The 25,820-nt window shown below is 61.0% G+C and carries 22 protein-coding genes and 2 pseudogenes; 12 read left to right on the top strand and 12 right to left on the bottom strand.

The window, feature by feature from the left end:
• Positions 1–115: 115 nt before the first annotated feature.
• The 3 genes and pseudogenes from E5E96_RS02550 to E5E96_RS22810 form a co-directional block, all read left to right on the top strand.
• Positions 116–622: an RNA methyltransferase gene (locus tag E5E96_RS02550; protein WP_171281496.1), complete on the top strand. Its 507-nt coding sequence runs from the start codon at positions 116–118 to the stop codon at positions 620–622.
• 7 nt (positions 623–629) lie between these two features.
• On the top strand, positions 630–728 hold the full coding sequence (locus tag E5E96_RS02555) for an RNA methyltransferase (RefSeq protein WP_162902080.1): 99 nt from the start codon (positions 630–632) through the stop codon (positions 726–728).
• Positions 729–755: 27 nt separating this feature from the next.
• Positions 756–842, top strand: a pseudogene (locus E5E96_RS22810) (RNA methyltransferase); the annotation flags it as partial.
• A 45-nt stretch (positions 843–887) separates the two neighbouring features.
• Here the strand turns inward: E5E96_RS22810 and E5E96_RS02560 are convergent.
• Complete coding sequence (locus tag E5E96_RS02560) at positions 888–1,628, bottom strand: hypothetical protein (RefSeq protein WP_011707182.1); 741 nt, start codon at positions 1,626–1,628, stop codon at positions 888–890.
• 186 nt (positions 1,629–1,814) lie between these two features.
• On the opposite strand from E5E96_RS02560, the gene E5E96_RS02565 reads away from it, so the two are divergent.
• Complete coding sequence (locus tag E5E96_RS02565; RefSeq protein ID WP_011707183.1) at positions 1,815–2,246, top strand: universal stress protein; 432 nt, start codon at positions 1,815–1,817, stop codon at positions 2,244–2,246.
• A gap of 70 nt (positions 2,247–2,316) precedes the next feature.
• Here E5E96_RS02565 and E5E96_RS02570 read toward each other — a convergent pair whose 3' ends face one another.
• The 6 genes and pseudogenes from E5E96_RS02570 to gpt form a co-directional block, all read right to left on the bottom strand.
• Positions 2,317–2,952 carry a murein L,D-transpeptidase catalytic domain family protein gene (locus E5E96_RS02570; RefSeq protein WP_168756006.1) on the bottom strand — a complete coding sequence of 212 codons (636 nt, stop codon included), beginning with the start codon at positions 2,950–2,952 and terminating at the stop codon, positions 2,317–2,319.
• Between the two features lie 153 nt (positions 2,953–3,105).
• Positions 3,106–4,362: pseudogene (locus tag E5E96_RS02575) on the bottom strand (glutamate-5-semialdehyde dehydrogenase); the annotation flags it as partial.
• Between the two features lie 90 nt (positions 4,363–4,452).
• Positions 4,453–5,556: a glutamate 5-kinase gene (gene proB, locus E5E96_RS02580; RefSeq protein ID WP_011707186.1), complete on the bottom strand. Its 1,104-nt coding sequence runs from the start codon at positions 5,554–5,556 to the stop codon at positions 4,453–4,455.
• Positions 5,557–5,716: 160 nt separating this feature from the next.
• Entirely contained in the window at positions 5,717–6,109 is a 393-nt protein-coding gene (crl, locus tag E5E96_RS02585; RefSeq protein ID WP_011707187.1) for a sigma factor-binding protein Crl, read from the bottom strand.
• 61 nt (positions 6,110–6,170) lie between these two features.
• Positions 6,171–7,439, bottom strand: coding sequence for an esterase FrsA (gene frsA, locus E5E96_RS02590; RefSeq protein ID WP_011707188.1), 1,269 nt, complete (start codon positions 7,437–7,439; stop codon positions 6,171–6,173).
• A 119-nt stretch (positions 7,440–7,558) separates the two neighbouring features.
• Complete coding sequence (gene gpt / locus E5E96_RS02595) at positions 7,559–8,026, bottom strand: xanthine phosphoribosyltransferase (protein WP_016351815.1); 468 nt, start codon at positions 8,024–8,026, stop codon at positions 7,559–7,561.
• A gap of 917 nt (positions 8,027–8,943) precedes the next feature.
• Here gpt and E5E96_RS02600 point away from each other — a divergent pair.
• Positions 8,944–10,395, top strand: a complete 1,452-nt coding sequence (locus E5E96_RS02600; protein ID WP_171281497.1) for an aminoacyl-histidine dipeptidase — start codon at positions 8,944–8,946, stop codon at positions 10,393–10,395.
• Positions 10,396–11,065: 670 nt separating this feature from the next.
• Here E5E96_RS02600 and E5E96_RS02605 read toward each other — a convergent pair.
• The 5 genes from E5E96_RS02605 to E5E96_RS02625 form a co-directional block, all read right to left on the bottom strand.
• Positions 11,066–12,067: an ABC transporter ATP-binding protein gene (locus E5E96_RS02605; protein ID WP_017410949.1), complete on the bottom strand. Its 1,002-nt coding sequence runs from the start codon at positions 12,065–12,067 to the stop codon at positions 11,066–11,068.
• Positions 12,064–13,122, bottom strand: coding sequence for an ABC transporter ATP-binding protein (locus E5E96_RS02610; protein WP_171281498.1), 1,059 nt, complete (start codon positions 13,120–13,122; stop codon positions 12,064–12,066). Before E5E96_RS02610 ends, E5E96_RS02605 begins: the two co-directional genes overlap by 4 nt.
• A 25-nt stretch (positions 13,123–13,147) precedes the next feature.
• The gene (locus tag E5E96_RS02615) at positions 13,148–14,965 is read right to left on the bottom strand and encodes an extracellular solute-binding protein (protein WP_171281499.1); all 1,818 of its coding nucleotides are present in this window, start codon (positions 14,963–14,965) and stop codon (positions 13,148–13,150) included.
• An 81-nt stretch (positions 14,966–15,046) separates the two neighbouring features.
• Complete coding sequence (locus E5E96_RS02620; RefSeq protein ID WP_171281500.1) at positions 15,047–16,090, bottom strand: ABC transporter permease; 1,044 nt, start codon at positions 16,088–16,090, stop codon at positions 15,047–15,049.
• Between the two features lie 103 nt (positions 16,091–16,193).
• Positions 16,194–17,219: an ABC transporter permease subunit gene (locus E5E96_RS02625; RefSeq protein WP_011707197.1), complete on the bottom strand. Its 1,026-nt coding sequence runs from the start codon at positions 17,217–17,219 to the stop codon at positions 16,194–16,196.
• Between the two features lie 737 nt (positions 17,220–17,956).
• On the opposite strand from E5E96_RS02625, the gene E5E96_RS02630 reads away from it, so the two are divergent.
• The 7 genes from E5E96_RS02630 (at position 17,957) to E5E96_RS02660 (ending at position 25,669) form a co-directional block, all read left to right on the top strand.
• On the top strand, positions 17,957–20,512 hold the full coding sequence (locus E5E96_RS02630; RefSeq protein ID WP_171281501.1) for a TonB-dependent receptor: 2,556 nt from the start codon (positions 17,957–17,959) through the stop codon (positions 20,510–20,512).
• 110 nt (positions 20,513–20,622) lie between these two features.
• Positions 20,623–21,387 (top strand): DUF3450 domain-containing protein, encoded by a 765-nt coding sequence (locus E5E96_RS02635; protein ID WP_016351821.1) that lies wholly within the window; start codon positions 20,623–20,625, stop codon positions 21,385–21,387.
• The gene (locus E5E96_RS02640) at positions 21,384–22,757 is read left to right on the top strand and encodes a MotA/TolQ/ExbB proton channel family protein (protein ID WP_017410944.1); all 1,374 of its coding nucleotides are present in this window, start codon (positions 21,384–21,386) and stop codon (positions 22,755–22,757) included. Before E5E96_RS02635 ends, E5E96_RS02640 begins: the two co-directional genes overlap by 4 nt.
• A 10-nt stretch (positions 22,758–22,767) precedes the next feature.
• Entirely contained in the window at positions 22,768–23,295 is a 528-nt protein-coding gene (locus tag E5E96_RS02645; protein ID WP_010633019.1) for a MotA/TolQ/ExbB proton channel family protein, read from the top strand.
• 67 nt (positions 23,296–23,362) lie between these two features.
• The gene (locus tag E5E96_RS02650) at positions 23,363–23,770 is read left to right on the top strand and encodes a biopolymer transporter ExbD (protein WP_010633018.1); all 408 of its coding nucleotides are present in this window, start codon (positions 23,363–23,365) and stop codon (positions 23,768–23,770) included.
• 16 nt (positions 23,771–23,786) lie between these two features.
• Positions 23,787–24,422: an energy transducer TonB gene (locus E5E96_RS02655; RefSeq protein WP_024943514.1), complete on the top strand. Its 636-nt coding sequence runs from the start codon at positions 23,787–23,789 to the stop codon at positions 24,420–24,422.
• A gap of 11 nt (positions 24,423–24,433) precedes the next feature.
• Entirely contained in the window at positions 24,434–25,669 is a 1,236-nt protein-coding gene (locus E5E96_RS02660) for a lipopolysaccharide assembly protein LapB (RefSeq protein ID WP_171281502.1), read from the top strand.
• Positions 25,670–25,820 lie beyond the last annotated feature (151 nt).

Here is a 25,820-nt window from a genome sequence, read left to right on the forward strand (position 1 = left end):
TTGCGCACAAAAATTCGACGATAGGAAGCAAGCGACTCTCGACCTCTATCTGCTACTTTTTCTGCGTTTGCCGGCGGGCACGGCTTATAATGCCGCCGCCACAGAGGAGAGCGAGATGAGAGAGTCAGACCACGAATGCCTGCCACCACAGGGGGACGAGCCGGAAGCGCACGGCGACGCAGGCTATTGCTGCATCGGGCTGGTCAACCCCAAGTCACCGGAGAACGTGGGGGCCGTGATGCGGGCCGCCGGCTGCTACGGGGCGGACGAGGTCTACTACACCGGCAACCGCTTCGAACTGGCACGCCGCTTCGCCACCGATACCAAGCAGATGGTGGAGAAGATCCCCCTGCTCGGGGTCGACGATCTGATGGAGATGGTGCCGGCCGGCTGCACGCCGGTGCTGGTGGATCTGATCGAGGGGGCCACCTCGCTGCCGGACTATGTGCACCCGGCGCGCGCCTTCTACATCTTCGGCCCGGAGGACGGTACCCTGGATCCCGCCCGCTTCAAGGCGGTGCAGGAGGTGATCTATGTCCCGACTCACGGTTGCATGAATCTCGCCGCTTCGGTCAACGTGATCCTCTATGACCGGCTGGCCAAGCAGCTGCGTGCCAAGTAAGCAGCAGGTGTTCTACGTAACCATACCCAAGGGCTGCATGAACCTGGCGGCCTCGGTCAACGTGATCCTCTACGACCGGCTGGCCAAGCGGCTGCGTGCCAAGTAAGCAGCAGAGGCTCTACATAGCCAACCCAAGGGCTGTATGAATCTGGTGGCCTCGGTCAACGTGATCCTCTACGACCGACTGGCCAAGCAGTTGCGCAGCAACTCGGCAAGCTGACAGAAAAGTTCCTGAACAGGTAACCAGCCCCCGACGCAGGGCGCTTTAGTTGCCAGGGGTTAGCCTCTGCTCCTGCTGCTTGATGAAATCGCGGTAATAGTCGTAGAGCTGGTAGCGCCGGTAGATCTCGGCCAGGGTGCCGTGTCGCACCAGATTGACCATGCCTTGATCCCAGAGCTGTTGCAGGCTGCGTCCCTTCTCGGTATCGGCAAAGATGGGATAGGTCGGGACCCAGCGCAGGAAGATACGCTGCATGTTGGCGGGAATGGAATCCGCCGAGTAGAGCACCCCGGCGGTCAGGTAGTAGCGATAGCGCTCCTTGGCCAACAACTGCAGCGCCATGTCGTGGCTGTCAATTTCGTGCCAGCGCATGGAGACAGGTATGTACTTGTCAAAGGCCCAGCCCCGCAGCCACACCACCCCCTGCCCGCTCAGACTGTGCTCCCCTTGCCACTGGGGCCGCCACTTCTTGAGCATCAGCACCGTCAGATCATCGGCCGAGGCGGGATGGCGGGGTTGCAGCACGCCGCTCACCTCATCCCGATAGACCCCCATCGCCATATCACCTCCTTTCTGGGCGATCACCGCCAGGGCCCGCTTGTAGGGCACGATGCGCGGCATGACCTGGTAGCCGTTGGGCTGATAGATGGCCCGCACTATGTCCAGATAGACGCCCCTGCCATCCGGCTGGCAGAAGCCCGGCCAGTCATCGCAATAGACATAGAGGGGATCGGCCCGACCCGGCCAGCAAATCAGCAACGTCAATGAAAGCAACAAACGAATCATGTCTTACCGTTTCTCCGCAGGCGATGCCATTTGCAGCCGCGCCCAAGCCATTCCCCATGATATGAAGATCTGCCGGCAACGCACCTCTTTTTCCCGGTTTTGCGAGCGAGTCGAGGGTTATTGCCCGCTGAATCGGTATTATTGACAATAAGATTCATTAGTAACCCAACATAGGGGAGCCTTCATATGCCATCCATTAAAACCCTGCTCTGTCCGGTCGATTTTTCCCAGATGTCACAGGCCGTGCTCGACTATGCCGTATTCATGGCCCAGAGCCACAAGGCTGAACTCAAACTGGTCCACGTGGTGGATCAACTGCACGGCTTCGACAGCTACAAGATCCTGCACATGACCGCCATCGAGATCACCCACGAGATGGAGCGTCAGGCCAAGAGCCAGATGAAGGAGCTGATCGCCAGCCTGCCGATTCCGGCCACCTTCGAGGTGCGCTTCGGTCGCGCCGCCGACGAGATCGTCGTGCAGGCCAAGGAAGAGAAAGCCGATCTGGTGGTGATGGGCAGCCACGGCCGCTCCGGCATCAGCCATCTGCTGGTCGGCAGCGTGGCCGAGTCCGTAGTGCGCCATGCCCCCTGCCCCGTGCTGGTGGTGCGCAAGTAGCCGCAACGCCAGACTCACTGCAAAAGGCCAGCATCTGCTGGCCTTTTCTATTGGGGCTCGCGGGCAGGCCTCAGCCGTGGGCGTAGATGACGCTGCCCCCCTTGATGATGTCGATGATGGCCCTGGACTGCTCCTTGGGCAGTGCGGGGCAGCCCCAGCTGCGGCCCAGCTTGTCATATTTGCGCAGATGGCGCGGGCTGGCATAGTCGGCGCCGTGCACCACGATGGCCCGCTTGCGGGCATTGCTGTTCTGGCCCGGGCTCAAACCGTCGAGGCGCAGCGAATAGCCGTGCTTGCCCTGATAGGTCTCGGCGGTGCGATAGACCCCGAGCGAGCTCTTCATGGAATTGAACTGGTTGGAAAACTGGTTGGCGGCCAGCTCGCCCGAGTTGCGGCCATGGCTGACCCAGGTGTGGTAGAGCAGCTTGTGGCGCTTCACGTCGATGACGAACAGCCGGCGCATGGTCGAGGGTTTGCTGTAGTCGATGATGGTGAGAATGGGTTTGCGCTTGTGGCGCACGCTCTGGTAACTGTTGATGGCCTTGCGAAATACCTGTTTGTCGAGCTTGCCGGCCAGCCCCAACTGGCGGTAGAGATCCTGATCCCAGCTGGCATGGCTGCTGCTGCTGAAGCAGATCGCCCCCAGCAGCAGCGGCAACCCCAGCCAGAGCGCGCCCCAGCGCTTCATCCAATCTGTTTGCTTCATCCTTGAATCTGCTCCCGTTTTTGTGGCTAGCGCAGCGCTCAAAATATCGCCACACCTCGCTGGATAGTTATATGCAAGCCCCTGATAGCAGGCAAGAAAAAAGCAAAAAAATGCCGACCTGAGTCGGCATCTTCACACAGGACCACAAAGGCGTCAGGCGCGACTCAGGTAGTCCGCCAATCCCACCCACTTGTAGCTGGTGAGTTCGGTCAGCCCCATGGGGCCGCGGGCGTGCAGCATCTGGGTCGAGACCGCCACCTCGGCGCCCAGCCCGAACTGGCCGCCGTCGGTGAAGCGGGTGGAGGCGTTGACGTAGACCGCCGCCGAACCGGCCCCATTGACGAAACGCTCGGCATTGGCCAGATCGTTGGTGAGGATGGCATCGGAGTGGCCGGCGTTGTGCTCGCGCATATGGGCCAGCGCCTCGTTCACATCCGCCACCAGCTTGACCCCCAGGGTCAGCGAGAGCCACTCGGTATCAAAGTCTTCCGGGCCGGCGGCACGCAAGCTGTCGGCGCCCGCCAGCAGCGGCAGGGCCTCGGGGGTAGCGACCAGGGCCACCTTGCGCTCGTTCATCAGGCCCACCAGCTGCGGCAGCAAGGTCGCGGCAACCTTCTCGTGCACCAGCAGGCTGTCGAGGGCATTGCAGGCGGAGGGGCGCTGCACCTTGGCGTTGTCGATAACCGCCAGGGAGCGCGCCAGATCGGCGCTCTCGTCCACGAAGATGTGGCTGATGCCAAAACCGCCGATGATCACCGGAATGGAGCTGTTCTCCTTGCACATCTTGTGCAGCCCGGCGCCGCCGCGGGGGATGATCATGTCCACGTAGCGGTCGAGGCGCAGCAGCTCGCCCACCAGCGCCCGATCCGGGTTGTCGATGTATTGCACCGCATCGCGCGGCAGGCCGGAGGCCGCCAGCGCACTCTGGATCACCCGCACCAGCTCCAGGTTGGAGTGGAAGGTTTCGCGCCCGCCACGCAATATGCTGGCGTTGCCGGTCTTGAGGCAGAGGCTGGCGATGTCGATGGTGACGTTGGGACGCGCCTCGTAGATGACCCCGATGACCCCGATGGGCACCCGGCGGCGGGAGAGGCGCAGGCCGTTCTCCAGCACCCGGCTGTCGATTTCGGCCCCGACCGGATCGTCCAGAGAGATCACCTTGCGCACGTCCGCCACGATACCGGCCAGCCGGGCCGGGTTGAGCAGCAGCCGATCCAGCATGGCGTCTGACAAGCCCGCCGCACGGCCGGCGGCGATGTCTTTCTCGTTGGCGGCCAGGATCTGGTGGCTGCGCGCCTCCAGCTCGTCGGCGATGGCGGCCAGCGCCCGGTTCTTCTGCGCCGTGCTGACGGTAGCCAGCTGATAGGCGGCTTCACGGGCCGCTTGCCCCATTTTCTCCAGACTCATCTCTCTTCCCTTTGGTTCTTGCGGGGCCGCCCGATGGTGGCGTCCCCCCTTATCTTGATGTGCCGCTGCCCCTACGCTGCAGCGGCTGGCGACTCACAGCAGCACCATGTCGTCGCGGTGGATGGCCACGGCCCCATAGCCGTAACCCAGCACCTGTTCGATGTTGTCCGAATGGACGCCGCGCAGCTTGTCCAGCTCTAGGTGATTGTAACGGCAGATGCCGCGCGCCAGCTCGGCCCCCTTGGGGTCAAGAATGCGCACCACGTCGCCACGCACAAAATCGCCCTTCACCGCCACTATGCCCTTGGGCAGCAGGCTGGAGCCCTTCTCCTGCATGGCGGCCACGGCGCCCTGATCCACCTGCACTTCGCCGTGGGGAGGAGGCCCTGCCAGGATCCAGCTCTTGCGCCCTTCCAGCGGCGACGCCAGCGCCGGGAACAGGGTGCCGATACGCTCGCCCTTGGCGAGACGACCGACCACTTCCGGCATCTGGCCGGTGGCGATCACCACGTTGACGCCGGCGCGGCGCGCCACGTCGGCGGCCTGCAGCTTGGTGGCCATGCCGCCGGTACCGAGCCCGCTGACGCTGTCACCCGCCAGCTTGCGCAGGGTGTCGTCGATAGTCTGTACCTCTTCGATGAGCTGGGCATCCGGGTTGGTACGGGGATCGGCGGTAAACAGCCCCTTCTGGTCGGTCAGCAGGATCAGCAGATCCGCATCGGCCAGGATGGCGGCGCGAGCGGAGAGGTTGTCGTTGTCCCCCACCTTGATCTCGGCAGTTGCCACCGCGTCGTTCTCGTTGATGACCGGGATGATGCGGTGATCGAGCAGGGTACGCAGGGTGTCGCGGGCATTGAGGTAACGCTCGCGATCTTCAAGATCGGCGCGGGTCAGCAGCATTTGACCGATGTGCAGCCCATAGAGGTTGAACAGATCCTGCCATACCCGGATCAGCTGGGTCTGGCCGACGGCCGCCAGCATCTGCTTGTTGGGCAGGGTTGGCGCCAATGGAGGGTGGCCCAGATGCTCACGGCCAGCCGCGATGGCCCCCGAGGTGACCACCACGACCCTGTGGCCGTGACGGTGCAAGGCTGCACACTGTCTGACCAGCTCGACCATGTGGGCACGATTGAGCTGGGAAGATCCCCCTGTGAGCACGCTGGTGCCCAGTTTGACGACTATGGTTCTGTTTTCCATGGGAGCAAAAAGGCTGAAATATAAGGAATCCCTTTATACCCACGGCCCTGTTGCCCTGCAAGGCAATTAACACCAGGGCAGCGGCGGGTGCAGGCAAAGCGGAGCAAGCGGCAAAGAAACGCCCCGCCAGCCGATGGGTGGCTGGCGGGGCGGCGGGTCATCAGGCGGCGGTGACGGTCAGCTCGTTGGTGACCTGCTCGGCGGGAGCGAGCTGGCAACCAAGCTGATGCAGCTTGTCACTGATGAGCTTGTAGAAGTGATTGAGGGTACGTTCGACTTCAGCCTGATGCTTCTTGGGCAGCGGCTTGTTGAGCCACTCCCCTTCGGCGTTGTAGAAGCCGACCTGATAGTGATAGCTGAAGCTGTGATCCTGCTGCTCCAGCACCAGCCACCAGCCCCAGAATTCCCGTTTGTCCGGCGCCGGCTTGGCGCTGACACAGACGGAAAGGCAGTCGAAACGGTAACGCCCCTCTTCACACAGGTCCTCACGTAAATAGGGGCCAATCGCGGCAAACTGCCTCAGCAGTCGCTTGTAGGTCACTCTTTCTGACATGTTAACCTCCCTGTTGAACAAGCCACATCACCCTGGGATGACGTTATATTTTAGCGCTATATCATGTACATAGGTGCTTCTTGAGCCAGTCGACCATCTCTTTCAACGCCTCGTCGTATACCTCCAGCAAGGGTTGCTTGTCGAACACCACCGCCTTGCCGTTGCGGCTGGCGGACGCCAATGCCCGGACATCCTGCTCGGGACAAATAAAATCTTTCTTGTGTCCAATACTCAATATCGGCACGGAAGTGCGAGTCCCCAGCAATCCTTGCGTCTTGAGTGAAAATACCTGGCACTTGGTACGCAGCGACTCCCACTGGGCCGCATCAGCCCCCAGCCGGTTGGCCAGCCCGTCGCGCATCATGCGCGGGCAACGGGCAAACATCTCCTGGTTGGTAAACACCTGATTGACGCCGGCACCGATGCAGACCACGGTCCTGAGCTTGAACGGCTCGATGAAGGCGAGGCGCGCCGCCACATTGCCCGCCAGGCGAAAACCCACCATGGCGATGCGCTGGTGATCGACCCAGGCCACTTCGGACAGATGATTCAATACCGCCTGATGCAGCCGGCTGGTGTCCTGCACCAGCGGCCAGTGCTCGGCATAGCCGATGCCCGGCATATCGAGCGACAACATGCCGATGCCGTTGGGCTCCAGGCATTTGAGATAGAAATTGAGGAAATCGACCTGCAGCGAATCGATGCCACCGCTGACGATGACCAGAGGCACCGGCTTGTCGGTGGTCGGCAGATGCAGGTAGCCCTGAATGTGCTTGCCGCGAAACGGCACCTGCAGCTCCTTGAGCGGCACCTTGAACAGGCGTCCCGCCTCGCGGTAGGCCATGTTGCCGAGCAGCTGGGCCTGATCCGCCAGCTCGTCATTCTTCAGATGGGGATAGCTGGCGATGGAATAGTAGCGCACCGCCTTGAGCAGGCTTTTCAGAGCGGCGGCCCGCTCGCCCTGTGCCACCAACTCGCGACCCCGGTTGAAGTAGCGGCCGGCCAGCTGGCTCCACTCATAGACCCAGTTGCCGGGCACATAACCCTTGATGGTATCCAGGAAGCGCTCGTGGGTACGCTCGCCCTCTCCCATGGCGATGCAGGCCAGGGTCTGCTCCACCTCGACCGGGTCCGCTCCCTGCCAGGCCCAGGTCGGCCGGCGCAGCAGACGATACCAGCGCGATGACATGGAACCGTCGATGAAGGTCTCATCGACATTGTCATCCTGCTCCGCGACCGGGCTGGAATTGGAGACTTCAGAGGTCTCCAGCACCTTTTTTACCCGGGTAAAGAGCTTCTCGGTCAGGTTAAGGTCGTCGTTCAAGTCCAAAGCTATTACTCATACTGTCATGCAATGGCTCCATCTTAACCACTTTTCCCGCCCGGCAGCCAGTTGCACCACAAAAAAACAGGGCTCCATATAGGAGCCCTGTGAAGCTGATTCGCTGCTTACTCTTCGTCGCAGATCGGCGTGGCAAACTCCAGCGCCATATCCCACGGCTGTTCGATCCAGGTGTCTTGCGGGATGGCGACTTCGAAGTCATCCAGCAGTTGCTCACCCATCGGCTTGGCGAAGATCGCGATGAACTTGGCCTTGGGGTAGAGCTCGCGGATCGCCTTGGCGGTAGTGCCTGTGTCCACCAGGTCTTCCACCACCAGCCAGCCTTCGCCGTCACCCGCGGTGGTGGCGGCCTTCACCACCACCAGGTCACGCTGGCTGTTGTGGTCATAGCTGGAGATGCAGAGGGTTTCGACGTTGCGGATGCCAAGTTCACGCGCCATCAGTGCAGCCGGTACCAGGCCGCCGCGGCTGACCGCGATGATCCCTTTCCATTGGCTGACGGGCAGTTGACGACGGGCCAGACGGCGCGCTTCACGTTGCAGGTTGTCCCACGATACGTAGAATTTTTTTGGCATGCTATCGATCTCAACGAGTTATAAAAACAATCACTTACGACTTGAAAACCCGTGCTGACGCACGTGATTTCGTTAATGCTGACGGCCCTTTTTCCCAAATTCGGCTTGCACTACGACCGCCTCGGGAGAAGACCCTCGGCAGCGAAAACAGATGCAATGGAAGCAGGATGGGCAGAGCTGGCGGTCATGTCACAGAGGGGGCAGGACCGCAGACAGGCTGTTGGGCGGGCATGATACCATCGTTTGCGGATAAATTGACTGGCAAACGTATGCGAAATGCAGGAAAAAAATCGAAGCAAGTCCGGCTGACTCCCTCTTTTCCCTCTCACGGGCGACGCTCGCCGAGCAGCAGATAAAAAAATAGCAGGGGGAGGATGGATTCCTCACTCGCCTGCTGTTTTCGATCTGCCTGTCAGCCCGGCCGGCAACCTGCCTTAACGGCGGCTGGCGTAGGGGTTCGGATAGTTGAAACCCTGGGTATAAAGAGACTGGGCGAACCAATAGGTTGAATTGCTGCCTGACATCATAAACTCCTGATTGCTTAACAAGTTACGTACCTTAATGCGGGTTCAGATCCTTGAACGGACACTCGGTTCCATGGAGGCGCACTTGCTTTGCTTCGGTTCCCTGGAGGCATTCATCGTCATCCTGACGGGTGGCGAACCACGGTCGTTAATTTACCAGCCGGCGCCATAAACTCAATATTTTTGTGATGCGAGTCACAAATTTTCTTTTGTGCTGGTTCGTTTCGTCCATACCGGAGCTGTACGCTGCCATTCCCCCGCTTGCCAGCACAAGCCGCCCGCAATTTGCGCTGATCGCTCACATTTTTGTGTGATTGACTGTATTATCGTTATCCTCTTGCTCGCCCCGCTACCGGGGCCCTGTCATCTTCCGTGCTGGTAAGGAGTCCCGACGTGGCACAGCTTAGTTCTCTCTCTCCCAAACTGATTTGGCATTTCTTCGAACAGATCTGCTCCATCCCCCACCCTTCCAAGCACGAAGCCCAGCTGAGCGCCTGGATCGTCCAATGGGCCCAAGGGGAAGGTCTGGCGGTCAAGCAAGATGCCGTCGGCAACATCATCATCAAGAAACCGGCCACGCCGGGGATGGAAAACCGCAAGGCCGTGGTGCTGCAGGCGCACATCGACATGGTGCCGCAGGCCAACGCCGACACCCAGCACGATTTCACCAAGGATCCCATCGATGCCTACATCGACGGTGAATGGGTCACCGCCCGCGGCACCACCCTGGGCGCCGACAACGGCATGGGCATGGCCGGCTGCCTGGCCGTGCTGGCCGACAAGACCATCAAGCACGGTCCGCTGGAAGTGCTGCTGACCACCGACGAAGAGACCGGCATGACCGGCGCCTTCGGTCTGGAAGCGGGCTGGCTGGAGGGCGAGATCCTGCTCAACACCGACTCCGAAGAGGATGGCGAGGTCTACATGGGCTGCGCCGGCGGGGTGGATGCCAATATCCGCTTCCCGCTGGAGCTGGTCGCCGCCACCGAGGGTGAAGGTTTCGAGCTGCTGGTCAAGGGCCTGCGCGGCGGTCACTCCGGGGTCGACATCCATCGCGGCCGCGGCAACGCCAACAAGCTGCTGGTGCGTCTGCTCAAGGCCGCCGAGCCACTGGGCGTGCGTCTGGCCGAGATCCATGGCGGCACCCTGCGCAACGCCATCCCGCGCGAGGCCCGTGCCAAGCTGCTGGTGCCCGCCGCCAGCGTCAACGAATTCAAGGCCCTGATTGATCGTTATACCGGCATCTACCAGAGCGAGCTCGCCGCCACCGAAGCCAACCTGACCGTGCTGCTCACATCCCAGGAAAAACCGGCCCAGCTGATGAGCGAGTCCCTGCAGGCCCGCCTGCTGGACTCCCTGATGGCCTGCCCGAACGGCGTCATCCGCATGAGCGATGCCATCCCGGGCGTCACCGAGACCTCCACCAACCTGGGGGTCATCAAGACCCAGGATGGCGAAGTGTACGTACAGTGCCTGATCCGCTCCCTCATCGACTCCGGTCGCGAGAGCGTCGAACAGATGACCCGCTCCCTGTTCAATCTGGCTGGCGCCAGCTGCGAGTTTACCGGCGCCTATCCTGGCTGGGCACCGAACGTGGACTCCCCGGTGATGGCGCTGGTACGCAACAGCTACCAGACCCTGTTCGGCGAGATGCCGAACGTCATGGTGATCCACGCCGGCCTCGAGTGCGGTCTGTTCAAGAGCGCCTACCCGGAGTGGGACATGGTCTCCTTCGGCCCGACCATCCGCGGCGCCCACGCCCCGGGCGAGAAGGTGCACATCCCGGCGGTCGAGCGGTTCTGGCAGCTGCTGGTTCACGTGCTGGAACAGATCCCGGCCAAATAAGCCCGCAGGTCAAGGCCGACCGGCCACACCACATACCCCGCCAGGTGCGGGGTATTTTTTTGCCTGCTCCAACCCCCCCTGGCATGTTTACCCTCGAAACCGCCGGACGGCTCTGCCGCCCCCATCCGTGGCTCAGCCAGACCACGGGTATCAATCTGAGAGTCTGCTGAAACCGTCTCCATAAGCAACCTTGGATTTGAAAACCCTTTCTATGATTTATGTAAATTTACAACACAAAAAGTTGATCCAGCTCACAGGAGGCCATAGGATCAAAGCGTGACCCAGGTCACAGATAACAAGTCAACGACAGAGCGATGAGGTGAATATATGTTTGAGAATCTGGCAGTCCTGTTCCACCTGAAGGGTGTAACCAGCAAGAAAGGCGTCGTAGAGAAAGATACCTATGCGCCGGCAACCCGCAACTACTACTTCCGCTATGGCGCCTGATGCCGCCAGCGGGCAATTTCGTGAAAGCGTGATCGAACTTTTAAGTAGTAAAATTACAAAAACAGCAATCCACACAGCAGCCATCCCCTTGCGGGGGAGCTGTCCTGCCCTGGCCAGATGTTCCACGGCCAAACCTGAACTCCAACCATGAAGATGGGGCCCGCAGGCCCCATTTTTTATTCGCTGTTTCCCGTGCCATCTTGCTGCGATGCGGGCACCGGCATCATACCGCCTTTCCCAGGGGGATGGCCTCGGCCAGCGGCAACGGCGTGTGGCAGGCTACCTGATGATCGGCCCCGTCGCACGGCTGCAGGCTCGGCGCCTTGGTGCGGCACAGCTCGCCGGCGTAAGGGCAGCGCTGATGAAAGTGGCAGCCGCTCGGCGGCGAGATGGGAGACGGCACATCCCCCGTCAGCAGGATACGCTGGCTGCGCCGACGCGGGTCCGGCACCGGAATGGCCGAGATGAGCGCCTGGGTATAGGGGTGGCGGGGCGCCAGGTAGAGCGACTGGGCCTCGGCCAGTTCAACGATCCGGCCCAGATACATCACCGCAATCCGATCCGAGATGTGCTTGACCACCGACAGGTCGTGGGCGATGAAGATGATGGCGAGGTTCATCTCCCGCTGCAGGGTGAGCAGCAGGTTGACTATTTGGGACTGCACCGACACATCCAGCGCCGACACCGCCTCGTCACAGACCAACAGCTTGGGCTTGAGGGCGATGGCCCGGGCAATGCCGATGCGCTGGCGCTGGCCGCCCGAAAACTCATGGGGATAGCGATCCACCGCGCTGCCGGGCAGCCCCACCTTCTCCAGCAGCTCCTGCACCCAGACGCGCCGCTGTTCGGCGTTGCCCTTGCCGTGGATGACGAAGGGCTCCTCCAGGATCTGCCCCACCGTGTGGCGGCTGTTGAGGGATTCCGCAGGATCCTGAAACACGATCTGCATCTCCTGGCGCAAAGATCGCATCTCCTTGGGCGGAAGGTGGGTGATGTCACGCCCCTCGAAGGTGATGGTGCCGGCGGTCGGCTCGAACAACTTGAGCAGGGTGCGCCCCAGGGTCGACTTGCCGCAGCCGGACTCGCCCACCAGCCCCAGCGTCTCCCCCTGCTTGAGATCGAAGCTGATGCCGTCCACCGCGTAGACATGATACTTCTTGCGCAACAAGCCGCCGCCCAGCTGGAAGTGCTGCTTCACGTCGCGCACCGATAAAAGCGTCTTCATACGGCTAGCTCCCTCCAGTGGTGGCAGGCCACTCCATGCCGCTCGGCGAGCTGCTCGGTGGCCGGAATGGCGCTCACGCAGATCTCGGTGGCATGGGGACAACGGTTGGAGAAACGGCATCCGGCCGGCATCTCGTGCAGGGCGGGCACCTGCCCCTTGATGGTCTTGAGCAGGCTCTTGGGCTCATCTTCGAGCCGCGGGATCGAGCTCATCAGACCATGAGTATAGGGATGGCGCGGGTGGTCAAACAGCTCGAACACGTCGGCCTGCTCCACCGCCCGGCCGGCATACATCACCACCACCTCGTCGCACAGCTCCGCCACCACCCCGAGATCATGGGTGATGAAGATAATGGCCATGCCGGTCTGGGCCTGCAGCTCCTTCATCAACTCCAGGATCTGGGCCTGGATGGTCACATCGAGCGCCGTGGTCGGCTCGTCGCAGATGAGCAGCGCTGGCTCGCAGGCGAGCGCCATGGCGATCATCACCCGCTGGCGCATGCCGCCGGAGAGGTTGTGGGGATAGACGGCAAAGCGCTGGGCGGGGTCGGGGATCCCCACCTTCTGCAGCATGGCGATGGCCGCCTCCCTGCGCTGGGCCTTGCTGTAATCGGGACGATGAAGGTGGAACACCTCCATCAGCTGATCGCCGACCGTCTGCACCGGGTTGAGCGCCGTCATCGGCTCCTGAAAGATCATCGAGATGCGGTTGCCGCGCACCTTGTACATCTGATCCGGCGCAAGCGACAGCAGCTCCTCCCCCTGAAAGCGGATGGAGCCCGCCACCACCTGACCATGGGGCTTGGGCAACAGCCCCATGATGGCAAGCGAGGTGACGCTCTTGCCACAGCCGGACTCACCGACCACCCCCAGTGTCTGACCCGGGGCCACCTTGAAGCTGACCCCGTCGAGCACCTTGATCTTGCCGTCGTCGACGGCAAACTCCACCGCCAGATCGCGCACCTCCAGAATGGGGGCCTTGCTCTGGTCATCATCAACGCCGAGCTGCCCCCCATGATCCCGGGTTTCGGGGTGAGGAGCCTGTGTGTTGGACATGACTGCTGCTCCCTTCTGCGCCATATCAATGACGTGCATAAGTCTTGTCGAGCAGGTTGATGGGCGTCAGCGCCTCCCCTGCCTCCTTGGCCTTCAGGGTCTCTTCCTTCACCTTGGAATCGAGCCAGAGCAGGCCGCCGCTGCTGTGAGGGTAGCCATCCATGGGCCAGTAGAGCAGATCCGGCGTGTTCTTGGTGGCGGGCACCTCGGGCAGCATCACGTAGCGCCAGCTGCTGGCCCGCACGTAGTTGAGCTGCACCCCGGGCACGAAGATGGCGAGATCATAGATACGCTGCTGGATCTGGCGAGAGAGCTCGGCCCGCTTGGCCATGTCGAACTCGACGTTGTAGGCGTCGATCAGCCCATCGAGCTCTTTGTCGGCCACGTTGAACAGGTTGTTGGTCTGCGGCTTGTTGGCGTTGGCCGAGTGGAACGACTCCCAATACTGCGGATAGAGACCGCCGCCGGCCCAGCCCATCCAGGCCGCCTCGTGTTTCTTCTCCAGCATCGCCTTGAAGCCGGTGGCGCCGTCCACCAGGTTGAGCTCCAGATCCAGCCCCGCCTTCTTGGCCTCTTCTTTGAGCACGGTCAACCGCTTGGAGTGCTCCTGGCTGGTGTAGGTGAGCGCGAGGGTCAGCCGCTCCCCCTTGTCGTTCTGCAGGATGCCGTCCGGCCCCGGTTTGCTGTAACCCGCCTTGGCAAAGTAGTCGCGCGCCTTGCTGATGTCGTAGGCCCGCTCCGGCAGCTGCATGTCGGTGAACTCGCCAAAACCCGAGCCGAAGGTGGTGGCTCTGTCGTAGTCGCCACGCAGCACGGTTTTAATCATCTTGTCGATGTTGAGGGCATGCTGGATGCCGAGCCGCACGTTGAGGTCAGCCAGCTTGGGAGTGGCGATATTGAGATGCAGCCCTTGACCGCCCTGCTTGGTGTCGGTCATGGCCATCACCTTCTGCACGTATCCCTGCTTGTATTCGGGAGTGACCGCTTTTTCATGCCACCAGTTGGGCAGGATCATCTCGAAGGTATCCAGCTCTCCTTTCAGGAAGTGACGAAAGGCGATGTTGTGATCGCGGATCACCTGCACCTTGATTGTGTCGAGGTTGAACCTGTGCTGGTTGTAGCGATCGTCCTTTGCCCACCACTCCTTCTGCTTGCTGAAGGTGATGGACTTGCCCTTCTTCACGTCGCTCATCACGTAGGGGCCGGTGGTGGGCACCACGGCCCAGTTGTACTGCTTCACCCAGTTGGGGGTCAGCTTGTAGTAGTGCTTGGGCTGCGGCCACAGCTCGGTGGTGTTGAGCAGGTCCAGCTTGGCCTTGCGGGTACCCGCCTTGACCAGAATGGTGTGGTCGTCAACCTTCTCCACCGCCACCACTTCGGTGGTGTAGTAGTTGTTGAACCAGGGCCCCTTGATGTCCTTGGAGCGCATCATCTCGTAGCCGAAGGTGTAGTCATCGGCAACCACCGGCTTGCCGTCCGACCACTTGGCGCGCGGATCCAGCTTGAAGTAGACGGTCTGGTTGTCCGGCGCGATGGCCCAGTGGGTCGCGAGCGACGGAATGGGGTTGCCGGTATTGGGGTGGAAGCTGATGAGCCTCAGCTGGTTGTCCATGATGAAGGAGCGGAACGCGCCGTTGGAGTCGGGCCCCACGGTGCGAAACGTCAGTGGAAAACTGTCCACGAACATGGTGATGCTGCCACCCGGCAGCGCCTTGGGCGAGGCGAACACGGGGTCGGTGTCATTGGTCTCCCACTTGAGATCCGCAGGCAGGCTGGCCGCCCACACCCAGGAGCCGTTCACCAGCACAAAGAGAGCACCTATCCATTTGATTTTATTTTTCATGTTTGACTTCCAGGTCATACCCCTGCACTGGGGGCTTGTCGATTCAAGGGTGAGCAACCGGGGCCACAAGCCCGCCCCAGGTCACTGATAACGGGTAAATTTACGCGGATCGAACGCCTCGCGGATCGCCTCGCCAATGAAGGAGACCATGATCAGCACCAGGCTCACCGCCGCCACCACAGAGCTCACGATCCAGATGGCATCCAGGTTGTTGATGCCCTGGGAGAGCAGCTCCCCCCAGCTCGGGGTGGGCGGAGCCAGGCCGAAGCCCAGATAGTCCAGCGCCGTCAGGGTGGATATGTTGCCCACCACGGCAAACGGCGCCAGGGTCACGATCATCATCAGGGTGTTGGGCAGAATGTGGTGGAAGATGATCCGCCCGGTGCCGGCCCCCTGGGCCCGCGCCGCCATCACGTAGTCCCGCGCCCGCTCCTTGTAGGTGAGGGTGCGCATGTACCAGGTGATGCCCATCCAGCCGAACAGCACGTTGATGGCCACAAACAGGCCGAAGTTGGGCTTGGCCAGCGACACCAGGATCATGATGACGTAGAGAAACGGCACCTGGGACCAGATCTCGATAAAGCGCTGCAGCACCAGATCAAACCGCCCGCCAAGAAAGCCCATCATGCAGCCGATGGTGACCCCGATGGCATAGCTGGCCACCAGCGCGATGAAGGCGAAACCGATGGCGATGCGAAAGCCGTAGACCAAGCGTGCCAACACGTCGCGGCCGCTGGTGTCGGTGCCAAGCAGGTGGCGCTCGGCCAGGCTCGGCGCATAGGGTGGGTAGGCATCCTGCTTGAAATCCTGCTCATAGGGGTTCCAAGGCACCGGCGGCAACACCACCCAATCCTCCTTGCCATCGGCAGCGAATTTGTCTTTGAGCTGGCGATAATTGGTCTCGTACTCGTAATCGAGCCCGAACTGCTGACCCGGGATCACGTCGCCATAGGTGGGAAAATAGAGCTCCCCCTGATAGCTCACCATCAGTGCCCGACTGTTGACCAAGAGCTCCGCCAGCAGGGAGAGCAGCACCAGGGTGGTGAAGATGATGAAGGAGTAGTAACCGCGCTTGATCGACTTGAAACGTTTGAGTTTTTTTAAGGTGACAGGGTTCATGTTCACTCTCCGAACCGCACGCGGGGGGCAACAAAAGGTGCAACGCAGATATCGGAGACGATATGGCGTGATATCAGCATCGGCATGACAAGAGAGATTGGATTCATGCTCACTCTCCAAACCGTACTCGGGGATCGACCAGGGCAACGCAGATGTCGGAGACGATATTGCCCACCAGCATCAGCATGGAAGTGATGGCCAGAATGCCCATCACGGTGGGGTAATCCCGCTCGACGATGGCCTCGTAGCCGAGCAGACCGATGCCGTCGATGTTGAAGATGGTCTCGATGAGAAAGGATCCGCCGAAGAAGACGGTGAGCACCGACCCTAGGTGACTGGCGATGGGGATCAGGCTGTTGCGCATGGCATGATCGGTCACCGCCTTGCGAAACGGCAGCCCCTTGGCCACGGCGGTGCGCACATAATCCGCCGACAGATTCTCCATCAGGCTGTTCTTCATGGTCATGGTGAGGATGGCGAAATCACCGATGGCGTAGGCGATAAGCGGCAGCAGGGCATGGGCAAACACGGTGCGGATCTGATCCCAGCTGCTCTCCATGCCGTCGAACTCGTCCCCCGGGAAGCCCCCCATCGGCAGCCACTCCAGATGAAACGCGAACACTGTGATGAGGAAGATCCCCACCACGTAGGCGGGCAGCGCATAGGCCATGTAGATGAGCATGGAGCTGAGCGAATCGAAGCGGCTGTTGTGCCTGAGCGCCTTGGCCACCCCGAGCGGAATGGAAACGGCATAACTGAGCAGAAAGGTCGCCAGCCCGAAGAAGGCGGTCACCGGCAACCTGTCCTTGATGAGGCCCCACACCGGTTCGTAATAGCGGGTCGATTCGCCAAGATCCAGCACTGCCAGCTTCTGCAGCCACTCCCAATAGGCGACCAGCATGGGCTTGTCTAGCCCGTAAAAGGCCTTGAGCTCCTCGATCTGCTCGTCGGAGAGCGCCTGCGCCCCCTTGCTGCCGCTGGAGCGGCCCGATTCGTTCTGAGAAACCTGGGCTTGCAGCAGCATGCGTTCGACCGGGCCGCCCGGCACGAAGCGGGTGATGGTGAAGACGAGCAGGGTGATACCGAGAAACGTCGGGATGATCAAAAGCATCCGACGTAAGAAATACGACAGCATGGTGGAACCTCGTCCTTGTTGTTCTTTTATGGCCAGTCACATCCGGCGACGGGCCTGTCCTTCCTGGCATTACTCACTGGATAGCCGGTTATTGACAGACTATCCGCTTGGTCACTGTAAAAGCTCTGCAACAAAAATCAAGTAGAACGAAGGGCATGACATGCCCCTTTGGCAAACCGTGGAATTTACTGTGAGTTTTTTATGAAAAAGCCAACTTCAAGATAAAAAACTGCGAGATGAACAATTTAAATAACGTTTAAAACTTAAATAAAATCCATAAAAACAGTCTCAGAAAAGTTATTTTAAATTACAAAACAATGACATAGTGAAAAACCAAAATAAAAATCCCTTCTCTATATGCACAAACTGAAATCCGCTTCGACTATGCAATCTGAACCTCAGCCGAACACGCTACCAAAACAGAAAATAATGCTAAAAAAGTCTTGGTTAACAATATAAAAACTAGCGAGACATCCCCCTTATCGATAAGTTCAAAATTAATCAATAAAATGGAAACCTCTCATTTTAACATCGATTTCACATCGTAAAATATCATCAAGTCAGAATAAATCGCTGCAAAACCAGAAGTATTAAAACATAGTCAGCTTATTGCGCTCTCTTTCCCCATCCGCACCGCCTCAATTGACGTCAGCCGTCAAAGCTTGATAAGCCTTACGCATCGCTCCAACGAGGGCGGTATGGAAGCAAACAAAAAAACAACCAGGAAGGATATAGCGATGCTTAGGAAAAGCAGACTCTCTGCTGCCGTAGCGTTTGCCTTGGCGAGCGCGGCAGTAGTGGCCACCCCTGTCTTGGCCGAAGAAGGCCAAAACGTCGAAAAACTCCAGAAGATCAAGGTTACCGGTTCACGCATCTCCCGTGTCGACGTGGAAGGCGCCACTCCGGTCGTCGCCATCAGCAAGGCCAAGATCGAGCAATCTGGTCAGCAGACCGTGGCCGACTACCTGAAACAAGCCTCCTACAACTCCTTCGGCAGTATTTCCCCTTCCTCCGGCAACTCTGCCCAATCCCAGGCCACTGTGAGCCTGCGCGGCCTTGGCTCAGAGCGCACCCTGGTGCTGCTCAACGGCAAGCGGGTCGCCGGCTCTCCTTCCATGGGGGGCAGCTCCATCAACCTCAACTCCATCCCCATGGCGGCGGTGGAGCGGGTGGAAGTGAACCTGGATGGCGGCTCTGCCCTGTATGGTTCCGATGCCATCGGCGGCGTCATCAACGTCATCCTGAAACAGGACTATGAAGGCTTGGAATTCCAGGGCCGTATCGGATCTCCCACCGAAGAGGGTGGTGACGAGAAGAGCGGCTCCATCGTCAGCGGCATCACCGGGGAGAAAGGCGCCCTGATGATGGTCTACGAGCACGATGTCAAGGACGAGATCTACTACAAGGATCGCGATTACTTGGCATTGCAGGGTTCTTCCGCTCCCAGCCTGTATGGCCGCAACATCAAGGGCATCGATGCCGCCACCGGCAAGACCGTGACCCGTACCCTGGATGGCATCGACTGTGCCAATACCGGCCCTGGCTTCGTGCCGGTCGGAACCGCCTGCCGCTTCGACTTTGCCCAGGTCGCCGCCAAGACCGCTTCCCGTACCCGGGACACCGTCTACGTCAACGGTCGCTATCACATCAATGACAACGTCGACTTCGTACCCCAGCTGATCGGCTCGCGAGTCACCAGCTTCGGCCGCTTCGCCCCGGCCGCCGGCCCCTTCTCCATCGACGGCACCACTCCGGGCGGCGCCGAACTGCTGGCCGAAAACGGCTTCATCGGCGACAAGGCCACCGTCTACTACCGCTTCAGCAACGTCGGTCCCCGTGACAACGATGTCACCGACATGACCGGCAGCATGAACCTGGGCTTCGAAGGCACCCTGCCGACCGAAGCGGTGGGCGATGTGGAGTGGAATGCGGGCTACATGTATTCCAAGACCGACAACAAGAACCGCGGCACCGGCTATGTGCTGAACCCGGCGGTCCAGCAGGAGGTCGACAGCGGCAACTTCAAGAACGGCGAGTTCTCCAGTGCCGCCACCAACAGCCTCTCCTACGACACCAGCCGCACCTCCAAGATGGACTTCTTCCAGTGGTACGGTGGTTTGGGCTGGAGCATGGGTGAACTGCCAGCCGGCCCCATCGGCTGGTACCTGGGGGCCGAGTACAACGACTGGGTCTACTCCGACACCTATGACAGCCAGTCTGCGGCCGGCAACGTCATCGGTTCTTCCGGCAACTCGGGCGGTGGCGTGCGCGACGTCTTCGCCGCCTACATCGAGAGCCTGATCCCCATCACCGAGCAGATCGAGCTGAACCTGGCCGGCCGTTTCGACAAGTACAGCGACTTTGGCAGCGCCTTCTCGCCCAAGGCGAGCCTGCGTTACCAGCCGCTGGACAACCTGTTGTTCCGTACCTCCTGGTCACAATCCTTCCGTGCCCCGGGTCTGGATGACCTGTATGCAGCCGATGCCGACTCAGCCGACTTCGCCAAGGACTATGTCTCCTGCCAGGCCAACGGTGTCGCCAACTGTCCGGAAGAGCAGTACACCACGGTGCGTCAATCCAACAAGAACCTGAAGGAAGAGACGGCTGACACCTTCGGCATCGGCGCGGCCTACAGCCCGATCGACGATCTCAACCTCTCGCTGGACTACTACTACATCAAGATTGATGACGTGATCCAGCTGGCCACCACCCAGACCCAGTTCTATCAGGAGCTGAACACCGGCAGCAACCCGAACGTCATCCGCGATGCCAATGGCGATGTGGAACAGGTTTACGCCGGCATGGTCAACCTGGGTCAGCTCAAGACCAGCGGTCTGGACTTCAAGGCTGACTACAAGTACGACTTCAACGTCGTGACCGTGCGCTACGACTTCGGCAGCACCTACATCCTGAAATACGAAGAGGGTCTGTTCGCCGGTGGTCCCATGGTCGACAAGAAAGGTTGGAACGCCAAGCCTGAACTGCGCTTCAACTCCGGTGTCGGGGTCAATGTGCCGCAGTGGTGGAACATGGACGCCTACCTGAGTGCCAACTACATCGACTCCCAGAGCCAGGACTACGTGGATGGTCAGACAGAGGGCCATATCGCCTCCCAGACCACCTGGAACCTGAACGTCGGTGTGGACACCCCCTGGAACGGCAAGCTGCAAGCCGGTGTGAAGAACATGTTCAACGTAGGCCCCTCGCTCTCCAGCGACGGCTTCACCTACGACGACGATCTCTACAGCATCGACGGGCGCATCGTCTACCTCGACTACACCCAGAAGTTCTAATCAATTCCCGTTGAGATATAAACCCAAGCCGGCCCGGTCGGGCCGGCTTTGCCCAACGTCCAAGGAAGTTACGGAGATAGGGTAATCCTATGAAAACAAGGACAATTACAATGAAGAAAGCGCTCCTCGGCAGCCTGGTTTCCGCTGCCTTGCTGACCAGCTTCAATCTGAGTGCCGCCTCTGCCAGCCAGGCAGTGGACGCTCAAGCCGCCACCGACAATGCATCCAAAGTGTCCCAGCAGAAGATCGACAACTATGCCGACTCTGCCGAATCCGCCCTCGCCCAGTACAAGGCCGCCCTGCGTCAGGTCGACAGCCTGCGTACCTACAACGAGCAGGTGGGCAAGATGGTCGACTCCCAGAGCAGCGAACTGGCCTCGATGCAGCGCCAGATCGCCCAGATCGATCAGACCAGCACCGAAGTGGTGCCGCTGATGCTCAAGATGATCGACTCCCTCGAGCAGTTCGTGGCGCTGGATCTGCCGTTCCAGAAGGTCGAGCGGGAGGATCGCGTCGCGGCCCTGACCGACCTGATGAACCGGGCTGACGTCACCATCTCCGAGAAGTACCGCAAGATCCTGGAGGCCTACCAGATCGAGGAGGGCTTCAGCCGCACCATCGAATCCTACAAGGCCAGCCTGGCCAAGGATGGTGGCGAGAAGACCTACGAGTTCCTGCGCGTCGGCCGCATCGCCCTGCTCTACCAGTCCCCGGACGGCAATGAGACCGGCATGTGGAACAAGAAGACCCGTCAGTGGGAAGAGTTGCCCCAGGAGTATCGCAGTGCAGTGGAACAGGGCCTTCGCATCGCCAAGAAGCAGGCGCCCCCCGCCCTCATCAAGCTGCCGGTTCAAACTGCGGAGAAAGCATCATGAAAGGAATCAAACTTGCCATCGCCTCGCTGATCGCGGGCGCCACCCTGATCACCCTGCCGGTGACCGCCGCCGAGAAACCGGTGGACCTGAACGCCCTGCTCAATCAGGTCAAGGCCGCCAGCACCACCGAATCCCAGCTCAACAAGGAGCGGGAAGCCCGCTTCCTGGCCGACAAGAACGAGCAGGCTGCCCTGCTGGCCAAGGCCAAGGCAGAACTGGCCGCCGAAACGGCCAAGGGTGAGCGGCTCAAGGCCACCTTCGATGCCAACGACAAGCAGCTGACCGAGCTGACCGAGACCCTGCGCCAGCGTGCCGGCAACATGGGCGAGATGTTCGGGGTACTGCGCCAGTTCGCCGGCGAGTTCAAGGGGATCTTCAACGCCTCTGCCCGCCGGGTCGAGCATCCGGAACAGACCGCCCTGCTGACCCGCCTGGCCGAGAGCAAGGAGCTGCCCTCCAGCGATGACCTGACCGCCTTCTGGACCACCACCCTCAGCCGCATGGTCGACGGTGGCAAGGTGAGCCAGATCCCGGCCACCGTGGTCTATGGCGAGGGCAACCAGGCCGAGAAGACCGTCACCCAGATCGGCGAGTTCAACACCGTTTCCGAAGGCAAGTACCTGACCTTCGTGCCGGAGACCGGCAAGTTCGAACAGCTGCCCCGCCAACCCGACAAGGGGGTGCTGGAACCCATCGCCGACTTTGAACAGGGTGGCGGCGGCGTCAAGCCGATCTTCGTCGACCCGTCCCGCGGCGTGATCCTCTCCCTGCTGGTGCAGTCGCCAACCCTGAAGGAGCGGATCGACCAGGGTGGTGAAGTGGGCTACGTCATCATGGTGCTCGGCGTGCTCGGCACCCTGCTGGCGCTGTTCTGCGGCGCTCGCCTCTCCCTCATCGGCGGATCCATGCGCAAGCAGCTCAAATCCGATCAGATCATCAAGGGCAATCCCATCGGCGAGATGCTGGGGGCCTACCAGAGCCATCGTGGCGACAACATCGAGGATCTGGAGTCCAAGCTCGACGAGATCATCCTGCGCAACGTGCCCAAGTTCGAGAAGGGCATCAGCATCATCAAGCTGATCGCCTCGGTCGCGCCGCTGCTGGGTCTGCTGGGTACCGTGGTCGGCATGATCGCCACCTTCCAGGCCATCACCCTGTTCGGTACCGGTGATCCCAAGCTGATGGCGGGCGGTATCTCCGAAGCCCTGGTCACCACCATGCAGGGTCTGGTGGTCGCCGTGCCCATGCTGTTCCTCTACACCATCGTACAGACCCAGAGCCGTCGTCTGATCCAGGTGCTGGAAGAGCAGAGCGCCGGTTTCGTCGCCCGCTACCAAGAACGTCTGCACGCCTCCAAAGCCGCAGCGTAAGGAGTCACCCATGTGGTTCTGGTTGATTGAAGAAGTCGAGTCGGTCCGCCGGTTTCTGGGATTGGGGGGCGACGTACTGGTCGCCCTGTTCTTCCTGACCCTGATGATGTGGGCCCTGCTGCTGGAGCGCTGGTTCTACTTCATGGCGGTCTACCCCAAGCAGGTGAAACAGACCAAGGCCGCCTGGCTGGCCCGCAGCGATCACCTCTCCTGGTCTGCCAAGCAGATCCGGCGCGAGCTGGTCTCCCGGGTGGCCATGGCGGTGGACAAGGGGATGCCGGTCATCAAGGTGCTGATCGCCCTCTGCCCGCTGATGGGGCTGCTCGGGACCGTGGTCGGCATGGTACAGGTGTTCGACACCCTGGCCATCACCGGCACCGGCTCACCGCGGGCGATGGCCTCGGGGATCTCCAAGGCGACGGTACCGACCATGGCGGGCATGATTGCCGCCCTTTCCGGCCTGTTTTTTGTCAACCAGCTCGATCACAAGGCCAAGCTGGCGGTCGAGAAGCTGGAAGACAACCTGAAACACGGTTGATGCAGGATGCACTCCCCCGCCGGGCCCGGCTCTGGCGGGGGCACAGAACAAGCAAGGAGTTTTTGCCATGAGAAAACGTCACAGCGACAGCAGTGCTGATGAGGCGGCCATCGATTTGACCCCCATGCTGGACATAGTGTTCATCATGCTGATCTTCTTCATCGTCACCACCTCGTTCGTCAAGGAGTCCGGCGTGGAGATCAACCGCCCGAGCGCCAGCACGGCCGAGACGGTGAAGAAGGGGAACATCATGGTCGCGGTCCGTGAAAACGGCCAGGTCTGGGTCGACAAGCGCATCGTCGAAGTGGGTGCCGTGCGCGCCAACATCGAGCGGCTGCGGGCCGAGAACCCGGAGAGCGCCGTGGTGATCCAGGCCGATACCGAATCCCGTTCAGGTCTGGTGGTCCAGGTCATGGATCAGATCCGCATGGCCGGTGTCCAGAACATCTCCATCGCGGCGAGCAAGAGCAGCTGATGCCGGAGCGAGCACCATGAGATACCTGATATCGTTGGCGGTCTCCTGTGTGGTGGTGTTCTTCCTGTTTCTGGGAATGAACAAGCTCATCACACCGGATCACCGGGAGTTGGTGGAGAAGGAGGACGTCAGCATGACCGACTTCATCCGCATCAAGCCTCAGGAGACCCTGCAAGAGAGACAACGCGAGCTGCCCAAGCCGCCGCCCCCGAACCGGCCCCCTCCCCCTCCCGAGATGGAAGTGGCCAGCACGGATCGGCCGCAGATGGAGAGCTCGCCGATGGACATGCCCAAACTCGACATCCCGGTCAACATCGGTGGCGGCAACGCCCTCGGCGCCTACAGCACCGGCGGCGGTGGTGGTGGCATGGGTGGCAACAACGGCGCCATTCCGCTGGCGACCTTCGAGCCCATGATGCCCCGCAAGGCGGCGCTGGCCGGCCTTGCCTCCGGCAAGGTGCTGGTGGAGTTCACCGTCACCGAGCGCGGCACCGTCAGCAACGTGCGGATCGTCAAAGAGGATCCCCGCAGCTACGACCTCGGCAAGGAGGCCCGCAAGACCATCGCCAAATGGACGTTCAAGCCGGCCATGGTCGATGGCAAGCCGCAGGCCACCCGCATGCAGCAAGAAATCGAGTTTGCGGTCAACTAAGGAAGGTGGCGATGAAAAAGTTACATACCCTGATCCTCGCCCCGGTCGCCATGGCGGTGCTGCTCAGCACCGCCGGCTGGGCCGCCGAGCAGCCTGCTCTCTCTGATCGCGCCTACCGCGCGGTCAACAAGGCGCAGGCACTGATCACCGAGAAGAAATACGGCGAGGCCAATACCAAGCTGCAGGAGGCGCTGTCCGGCGCCGGCGAGCGGGTCTACGACAAGGGGGTCATTCTGCAGACCCTGGGCTTCGTGGCGGCGCAGCAGGAGAAGTACGGTCAGGCGACCAAGTACTTCGCCGACGCCATCGCCACCGGCGGGTTGCCCCAGCCGGTGGCCCAGCAGGTGCGCTACAACCTGGCCCAGCTCTACATGGCGGAGGGCAACTTCAAGGCCTCCATCAGCACCATGAACCAGTGGTTTGCGAGCCTGGGCAAGGACGAGAAGCCGACCCCGCACGCCTACATCACGCTGGCCAACGCCCATGTGCAGCTCAAGCAGTATCGGGAAGCCATACCGGCGGTGGACAACGCGATCAAGCTCTCCGCCGGCAAGGCGCCAGAGTCCTGGTATCTGCTGAAGATGGCGGCCCACTACGAGCTGAAGCAGTACAAGCCGGCCACCGAGGTGCTGACCGCGCTGGTCGACCGCTATCCGGAGAAGAAGAAGTACTGGACCCAGCTGTCGGCCATGCACATGCAGGCTGGCAACGATGGCAAGGCGCTGGCGGCGCTGGAGGGGGCCTACAACCTCGGCATGCTGACCGAGGCGGCCGAATTGCAGCGTCTGGCCAACTACCTGGCCTTCGCCGGCATTCCCCACCGCGCCGCCCGCGTGATGGAGAAGGCGATGAAGGAGGGGACCATCGAGAGCAACGCGGCCAACTACAAGGCGCTGGCCAACTACTGGCACCAGGCCAAGGAGCTGGACCCGGCCATCGATACCCTGGCCAAGTCCTACAAGCTGGCCCCCAACGCCGAGCTGCAGCTCAAGATGGCGCGCATGATGATCCAGAGCAAGCGCTACCAGGATCTGGTTGCCTTCGCCGCCAAGCCCGCCGCCAATGCCAGCAGCGAGCAGCGGGCGGATCTGAAGTTCCTGACCGGGGTCGCCTATTTTGAGCAGCAAAAACCGAAGGAGGCGCTCAGCGCCTTCACTCAGGCTGCCCAGAACGGCAACGTCAGTGGTCGCGCGTCACCCTGGATCAGCTTCTTGAAAGAGCAGCAGGGCGGCGCCGTCACCCAATAAGCAACCCAGGCGTGCCGGCCTGGGGCATCTGTTCCCGGCATGACACGCAATGACACCCGGCAGGACAGGCACCCTCCCCGCCCTGCCGGCCAACAACAAGGGGGTCACCCCGCAGATTGCCTTGGTGGCAATTGGCCGCTCCCCGGAGCGG

Origin of the sequence: Aeromonas sp. 1805, assembly GCF_013085525.1 — a bacterium.
GTDB classification, from domain to species: domain Bacteria; phylum Pseudomonadota; class Gammaproteobacteria; order Enterobacterales; family Aeromonadaceae; genus Aeromonas; species Aeromonas hydrophila.